The sequence below is a fragment of the Pseudomonas akapageensis genome (assembly GCF_011355085.1).
GTDB lineage: Bacteria > Pseudomonadota > Gammaproteobacteria > Pseudomonadales > Pseudomonadaceae > Aquipseudomonas > Aquipseudomonas akapageensis.
Window position 1 is genome coordinate 96,095 of record NZ_VXCP01000057.1, and the last position, 6,779, is coordinate 102,873.

General features: G+C 60.2%; 5 protein-coding genes and 1 pseudogene. 3 read left to right on the forward strand and 3 right to left on the reverse strand.

Features of this window, described 5'->3' with window-relative positions:
* Window positions 1-98 precede the first annotated feature (98 nt).
* Window positions 99-1,064, reverse strand: coding sequence for a tyrosine-type recombinase/integrase (locus F2S13_RS27740; protein ID WP_166366978.1), 966 nt, complete (start codon window positions 1,062-1,064; stop codon window positions 99-101).
* Window positions 1,065-1,240: 176 nt separating this feature from the next.
* Here F2S13_RS27740 and F2S13_RS27745 point away from each other — a divergent pair, with 176 nt between their 5' ends.
* Together F2S13_RS27745 and F2S13_RS27750 are read left to right on the forward strand one after the other, a co-directional pair.
* Window positions 1,241-2,203 carry a DNA-binding protein gene (locus F2S13_RS27745; RefSeq protein ID WP_166366980.1) on the forward strand — a complete coding sequence of 321 codons (963 nt, stop codon included), beginning with the start codon at window positions 1,241-1,243 and terminating at the stop codon, window positions 2,201-2,203.
* 129 nt (window positions 2,204-2,332) lie between these two features.
* A complete protein-coding gene (locus tag F2S13_RS27750) occupies window positions 2,333-3,457 on the forward strand; it encodes a zinc-dependent alcohol dehydrogenase family protein (protein WP_166366982.1) in 1,125 nt (374 codons plus the stop codon).
* A gap of 169 nt (window positions 3,458-3,626) precedes the next feature.
* Here F2S13_RS27750 and F2S13_RS27755 read toward each other — a convergent pair whose 3' ends face one another.
* Window positions 3,627-4,325 (reverse strand): glutathione binding-like protein, encoded by a 699-nt coding sequence (locus F2S13_RS27755; protein WP_166366984.1) that lies wholly within the window; start codon window positions 4,323-4,325, stop codon window positions 3,627-3,629.
* 22 nt (window positions 4,326-4,347) lie between these two features.
* Window positions 4,348-5,238, reverse strand: a complete 891-nt coding sequence (locus tag F2S13_RS27760) for a LysR substrate-binding domain-containing protein (protein ID WP_166366986.1) — start codon at window positions 5,236-5,238, stop codon at window positions 4,348-4,350.
* A 115-nt stretch (window positions 5,239-5,353) separates the two neighbouring features.
* Between F2S13_RS27760 and F2S13_RS27765 the strand changes: the two are divergent.
* Window positions 5,354-6,211, forward strand: a pseudogene (locus F2S13_RS27765) (pirin family protein); the annotation flags it as partial.
* Between the last annotated feature and the right edge of the window lie 568 nt (window positions 6,212-6,779).

Genomic DNA, 6,779 nt, shown 5'->3' on the forward strand with positions numbered 1-6,779 from the left:
GCGATAGGTACCTATTGAGGTGTGAACGGATTCTTCGTTACACCCTTGCTGCAATAACTCGTTCGTCCTGATTTTCTCTGATCCAGACACGAGCCTTGCTACCTCAGTCGCTGGCTGGCGGGCCCTGAGAATACCTCTGAGGTGGCGCTGGCTGCCAGCCCACCAAAGGAAATCGCCGGGTCGATATAGCGCATCGCCGATTTCACATCCTTCCAGCCGACGTAGGCCATCAGCGCCTTGATATCCCAGCCGTTGGCGGTGGCCCAGGTGGCGAAGCCGCGGCGCAACGAGTGGCTGGTATAGAGCTCGGCGGGCACGCCGGCGTCTTCGAAGATGCGGCGCAGCAACGCGATCATGCTGTTGCTGTTCAAGCCGGCATCGGCCAGATTGCCCCAGCGATCGATCTTGCGAAATACGGCGCCGTGGGCAATCGCGGCCACGCTGATCCAGTCCAGATACGCCTGCACCGGGCAAAGCATCTTCAGGGCAGGGGCGCGATAGTTTGTGCCGATGTGCTGGCGATCGCCCTTGCTGTGGGGCAGGTACAGGGTCATGCCCACGGCGCGCTCGGCCTGGATATGGTCGACCTGCAAGCGCGACAACTCATCCCCGCGAAATCCACGCCAGAACCCGATCAATAGCAGCGCGGCATCACGCCGAGCGCGCAGCAACCCCGGCAGATCCTGGGTGGCGCTGGCCTGGCCTGCCTGCTGCTCAAGATGACGGATGGTTTTCTCCAGATGCTGTAACAGCAAGGGCGCCGCCTGTTTTTCCTGCGCGGGGTGCAGTGTGCGGATGCCCTTGAGCAATTGCCGCACCATGGGCGCCTTGGTCGGATCGGGGAACCCCTGGCTGATGTGCCATTGCGCCAATGCCGCCAGCCGTTGCTTGAGCGTATTGATCGAGTGGTGTTCGGCGTGGTCGGCCAGGTAGCGGGCAATGCTCTCGGCAGTTGCTGGCAGAAAGCCACCCCAGCTCACTTCGAAGTGCTCCACCGCGGCTCGATAGCTGCGCCGGGTGTTCTCCCGCGTACCGGCTTCCAGGTATCGATCGACCTTGCTCACTGCTACCGCCTCCAAACGTACTGTTTGCGTTTCTCTGTGGGTGATTTTCACCTTTAACATGCGATAACGCTCAATTATTTTATCAGAGAATATGTTTTGCGGAGCGCTAGATCTGTTTCGTGTATAGTATGTAAATACATAGTATGTACCACATTACGTAATCGTCGGAGCGACCTATGGCCCGAGGCGGCATAAACAAGGCAGTGGTGCAGAAGGCGCGGCAGGCGCTGCTGGCCCGTGGCGAGAACCCGAGCATCGATGCCATACGGGTCGAGCTGGGCAATACCGGCTCGAAAACCACCATCCACCGCTATCTCAAGGAGCTCGATGACGGCGATGTGCGCAGCGGCGCAGTCCAATTGGCGCTCAGCGAAGAGTTGGCTGTGCTGGTTGGCCAATTGGCAGCGCGTCTGAAAGAAGAAGCACAGGCACCCATCGACCAGGCGCAGGCGCTGCATGAGGCGCAAAAGCTCGAATGGCAGGCGCAATTGGCCGCCAGTGAACAGGCCCTCAAAGCATTGCAGCAGGCGTTCGACGTGCAAAAAGCGGCGCTGGAAACCGAATCGGCCGAGTTGAGTGTCTGCCGCAGCACACTGCAAGCCGAGCAGACCCGCAACGCCAGGTTGAGCCAGGCCAGCGAAGACCTGCAGCTACGCCTGAAGGAAAAGGACCAGCAGATCGCCTCGCTGGAAGACAAACACGCCCACGCCCGCGACGCGCTGGAGCACTACCGCAACGCCGTCAAGGAACAGCGCGAGCAGGAACAGCGCCGACATGAAGGTCAGTTGCAACAGGTTCAGGTCGAAGTGCGGCAACTGCAGCAGACCTTGATTGTCAAGCAGGACGAGCTGACGCGCTTGAACCGGGATAATGAACGGGTGCTGGTCGAAGCGCGGGTGGCGCGTAACGAACTCATCGACCTGGAAAACCGGTCCCGGGAGCAAGCCAATGAACTGCATGAACTCAAGCGCACGCTTGACCAGAGTCTAGGCGCGCGTGACACGTTGAAGGAGCAAGCACAGGCCTTGCAGCTGGCACTGGTCACCCTTGAGCTCAACAACGCACAGCAAGCGAGACACATTGAACAATTGCAGAACAGGAAGACCAAAGCCCCCAAAGTGGAGAAGCCTGGAGCCTGATCACATGGGGTGCCCGATGAGCATTCATTCAGCTCGGAAATGACCGGCAATTTCGCACATTTGCTCCGACCGTTCGTGCAGCATGGGACGCACTACCCATCACCACCTCGAGCCGCCGGAGTCAGGAAGATGCAAGTCAGAGCCGCCGTTGTCCGTCACATGAATGCCGCGCCACCCTATGCCGTCAGCAAGCCAATTGCGATCGAGACACTGGAGCTTGCACCACCCGGCCCCGGGGAGGTCTTGGTGCGGATTCGCGCGGCGGGGCTGTGTCATTCGGACTTGTCGGTGATCAATGGCGACCGGCCACGGCCCATGCCCATGGCGCTGGGCCATGAGGCGGCGGGTGTTGTCGAGGCGTTGGGGGCCGGTGTCAGCGATCTGCAGGTGGGCGATCATGTGGTGATGATCTTCATGCCCAGTTGCGGTCATTGCCTGCCGTGCGCCGAGGGCCGGCCGGCGCTCTGCGAACCGGGCGCCAGGGCCAACAGTGCCGGGACCTTGCTCGGTGGCTCGATGCGCTTGAGTCATGCCGGAGCGCAGGTGCATCACCATCTGGGCGTCTCAGCCTTCGCCGAATACGCCGTGGTGTCGCGCAATTCCCTGGTCAGGATCGATCGCGATCTGCCATTTGTCGAAGCGGCGCTGTTTGGCTGTGCGGTGTTGACGGGCGTGGGGGCAGTGGTCAATACCGCGCAATTGCGTACCGGCGCCACGGCGGTGGTGATCGGGCTCGGTGGTGTGGGCCTGGCCTCGGTACTGGGCGCTCGGGCGGCGGGGGCGAGCAAGATCATTGCGGTCGACTTGTCGACGCAGAAATTGGTCCTGGCGATGGAAGTGGGGGCAACGGCGGTGGTCAATGGTGGTGACGCCGATGCGGTGGAGCAGGTCCGCGCGTTGACCGGTGGCGGCGCTGACTACGTGTTCGAAATGGCCGGGTCGGTTCGAGCCCTGGAAAACGCCATGCAGATGACCCGACGCGGAGGCACTACCGTGACCGCAGGCCTGCCACCACCCGGCGCGGCCTTGCCGGTCAATGTGGTGCAACTGGTGGGCGAGGAGCGCACGCTCAAGGGTAGCTATATAGGTACCTGTGTTCCATTGCGCGATATTCCTCGGTTTATCGAGTTGTATCGGGACGGGCGCCTGCCGGTGAACCGCTTGCTTAGCGGCCGGCTGACGCTGGATGAGATCAATGAAGGCTTCGACCGGTTGCACGATGGTAGTGCGGTGCGGCAGGTGATCGAGTTTTGAGATGCATTGCTCGCTCGCGGTGCTCCGGACACACCGCGTTGTCTGCATCGCGGGCAAGCCCGCTCCCACAGAGAATTTATGTGCGCCGCTATACCCTGTGGGAGCTGCGGTGCGACGTCTCGACTTGCCAGCGATGAGGCCCTGACAAGCGACGCAGAATCTCCAGCGTTTATCGAACAGTCGAAGCATCCTGCCCAAACAACATTTTCCGGCTTTCGTCATCCACTACCGGCGCAGTGTTGATCGCATCGGCCAACGCATAGGCACGCCCGGTAGCAGGGCGGTTGGCGATGCGTTCGAACCATTTGGCCAGGTGCGGGAAGTCCTTCAGGTCCTGTTGCTGGCGTTCATGGGGCACTATCCAGGGGTAGCTGGCCATGTCGGCGATGGAGTAATCACCGCTGATGTAGTCGCGCCCGTCAGCCAGGTGCTTGTTCAAGACGCCATAGAGCCGGGCGGTTTCCTTGACGTAGCGATCCATGGCGTACGGGATCAGCTCCGGTGCGTACTGCACGAAGTGGTGGTTCTGCCCGGCCATCGGCCCCAGGCCGCCCATCTGCCAGAACAGCCATTGCAGGGTTTCGTTGCGTCCGCGCAGGTCTTGCGGGATGAACTTGCCGGTCTTGTCGGCCAGATAAAGCAGGATGGCACCGGACTCGAACACCGACAACGGCTCGCCGCCATCGGCCGGGGCATGATCAAGGATGGCGGGAATGCGGTTGTTGGGGGCGATCTTGAGGAAGTCGGGTTCGAACTGTTCACCCTTGCCGATGTTCACCGGGATGACCCGATAGGGCAGGCCGGCCTCTTCAAGGAACAGGGTGATCTTGTGACCGTTGGGGGTGGTCCAGTAATGCAGGTCGATCATGGTTTGGCTACGGTCTGTGGGTTTATGCGAAGGCATTGCCAAGGAAATCGATCAGTGAACGAACCGATGGCAGCAGCCCTCGGCGCGACGGAAATACTGCGGTGATGACGCCTTCGACAGGCCGCCATTGTGGCGTCAGCTCGACAAGCTGCCCGGCCGCGATCTCATCCTGGACCACGCGCAGGGGCAGGCTGGCTGCGCCAACGCCTGCCAGCGCGGCATTCTTGAGAATGTTCATGTCATCGCTGACCAGCTGTGGCCGATGGGTGACCGTGGCGGTTGCACCATCAGGGCCATTGAGTTGCCAGGCATAATGCGCTTGCGGGCAGCCCCAATGCAGGCTCGGCAGCACCGAAAGATCGGCAGGCAGGGCCGGTCGCACGAAGCGCTCGAGCAGGGGATTGCTCGCCACCAGCACCTGGGGGCTTCTGGCCAGCAGCTTCATGACCAGGTCACTGTCTTCGAGCGGTGGGAAGCACAGGCTCAGGGAAATATCGAAGCCTTCGCTGATCAGATCGACCCGGCGATTATGGCTCTTTACATGAAGTTCGATGCCAGGGCACTGGGCCATGTACTCACCCAGCACGGGCGCCACCCAGAAGCTCAATAGCGGCGTGGTGCAACTCAGACGTATCACGCCCCGGGGTTCGGAGCGGTTCTGCTCGATCACATCCTCGGCCGACTCGGCTTCGGCCATCATCGCCACGCAGTGCCGGTAATAGTCCTGGCCGATGTCGGTGACCTGGAACTGCCGGGTCGAGCGCTGGATCAATCGTACGCCCAGGCGGGATTCCAACTGGCCTATGCGACGGCTCAAGGTCGATTTCGGCAGGTTGAGCGCGCGCCCGGCGGGGGCGAAACCACCGTGTTCGACCACCTTGGCGTAGAGATACAGCTCGTTGAGGTCAATCATGGTTGTCTTCGTGAATCGTTCCACCAATGAGACTCTGCAGCTTACTCCAGCCACTACCGCGGCCCAAGTCCAGGCCCTAAGGTAGACCTCTGACTCGTTTCGCAGGAGAGGCTAGATGAAAAAAATCCAGGGTATCTACAGCGCGCCGAGCCGCCACTGGGTCGGCGATGGCTTTCCGGTCCGGTCGCTGTTCAGCTACAGCACGCTGGGGCGGCATATCAGCCCGTTCCTGTTGCTCGATTACGCAGGGCCTGCAGATTTTCCGGCATCGAGCCACCGCCGTGGCGTCGGCCAGCACCCTCATCGGGGCTTTGAAACGGTCACCATCGTCTATGAAGGCGGGGTGGAGCACCGGGACTCGACCGGTGCCGGCGGGCAGATCGGCCCGGGCGACGTGCAATGGATGACGGCCGCTTCAGGAATCCTGCATGAAGAGTACCACTCCCCCGAATTCAGTCGCACCGGTGGAACGCTGGAAATGGCTCAGCTGTGGGTCAACCTGCCTGCGGCAGACAAAATGGCGCCACCGCGCTACCAGACACTGCTCGACCGGGACATCGCCCGGGTGGAGTTGCCCGACAACGCAGGCCAGGTGCGGGTGATCGCGGGCGAATACGCCGGCAAGCAAGGCCCGGCGCTGACGTTCACGGCCATGGATGTCTGGGATATCCGCCTGAATGCGGGCAAGTCCTTCAAGTTGCAGACCCGGCCCGGCTTTACCTGCGCCGTGGTCGTTCTCAGCGGCACCGTGCAAGTCAACGGTAGCGATATTCTGCGCGATGCCCAGGTGGCTTTGTTCGGCGAGGAGGGGACCTATGTGCTGCTCGACGCCAACAGCGATGCCAAGTTGCTGCTGCTCAGCGGCCAGCCGATCGATGAGCCGATCGTTGGCTATGGTCCGTTCGTGATGAACAAGGAGGAGGAAATCCAGCAGGCCATCAAGGATTTCCAGGCCGGCGAGTTTGGTGTCATGCACCCTGACCCACACTTTGGCGTAACACGCCCCCCACAATGGTGGAAACAATGGGTAACACGGGAACAGATTGACCCGGATTTTTCGAGTGCGTCGTCGAGCTAATTTTTTAAGTGTTTGATTTATAAGGGTTTGTAAAAGTTGGCACGGGACCTGCTATATCTCTGGCACAACAACAATAAAAACTGCAGCAACCCCAATAAAAATAAGACGTACCGACTCTGACATAACAAGAACAAACACGGCAGAGACGCAGCTAACTGATTTTTTTGGAGAGGATGTGCTTTCCAGGGGCGTGCCCCGCGACCGGACAGAGAACAATAAAACTACCCCAAGGTAGCTACGGTGTCGGTTGGATCAGCAATGATGAAGGTAGATCAGCGCTCAAAAAAATACGTTTGCTCTTGACCCCGGATGGGGGTCGCTAAAAAAACCAAGAAGGGTAAGGCCGACAAAAACAACAACAGGCTAAACCCCAAAAATAAAAAAAAGAGCATGCAACAATCCTAGAGGGGAGCTTCGGCTCCCCTCAGTGCTTTCCGGGATTCAGATTTGCGAGCAGCCCTCC